The following is a 292-nucleotide window of genomic DNA, read 5'->3' as shown; positions in this document are numbered from 1 at the left end:
TTTATATATATCAGCTATAAATTTGCATGTCAAGAGCAGGCGAAAAATCCGCCTGTCTTAACCTGCCGTTAAATTCCTTATTCGGGCAAGCGACCCTCATACATAATACTTAATTCTCCATATACCTGTGCCCAGTTCCGAATCGTTGTAGTCCATTTTTTCGTTGCTTCAAATGTAGCAAGGTATAAAGCCTTTAAAAGAGCTGTATCGCTCGGGAATACGCTTCTCTGACGGTTTAACCGAATCAAGTAAGTCCCCTGCTTCAATTGCGAAAAGCAATAAGCAGTGGGTG

Annotated in this window: 1 pseudogene; it reads right to left on the bottom strand. The window is 41.4% G+C overall.

From position 1 onward, the window contains the following. Nucleotides 1-77 precede the first annotated feature (77 nt). Nucleotides 78-292, bottom strand: a pseudogene (locus DXB15_RS16755) (hypothetical protein); the annotation flags it as partial.

Origin of the sequence: Roseburia sp. OM02-15 (genome assembly GCF_003481835.1) — a bacterium.
Lineage (GTDB): Bacteria > Bacillota > Clostridia > Lachnospirales > Lachnospiraceae > Eubacterium_I > Eubacterium_I ramulus_A.
This window is presented reverse-complemented; position numbering and strand designations above follow the sequence as displayed.